The sequence below is a fragment of the Paenibacillus xylanilyticus genome, assembly GCF_013359935.1.
GTDB lineage: Bacteria > Bacillota > Bacilli > Paenibacillales > Paenibacillaceae > Paenibacillus > Paenibacillus xylanilyticus.
The window spans coordinates 1-239 of record NZ_JABMCB010000081.1; the positions used below are offsets into that span (position 1 = coordinate 1).

The window sequence follows — 239 nt, forward strand, 5'->3', positions numbered from 1 at the left end:
CGTAGTCGAAGGACAACAGGTCGAAATTCCTGTACCACCGTAAGCCGTTATGAGCAATGGGGGGACGCAGTAGGGTAGTGACGCAGACTGATGGATGTCTGTCCAAGCAGTGAGGCTGATGTGTAGGCAAATCCGCACATCGTAAGGCTGAGCTGTGATGGGGAGTGAAAATTACAGTAGCGAAGGTCATGATCTCACACTGCCAAGAAAAGCCTCTAGCCAGGTGATGGTGCCCGTAC

Annotated in this window: 1 rRNA gene; it reads left to right on the forward strand. The window is 52.3% G+C overall.

The features are described 5' to 3' along the window. Positions 1–239: ribosomal RNA gene (locus tag HP552_RS00665) — 23S ribosomal RNA — on the forward strand; the annotation flags it as partial.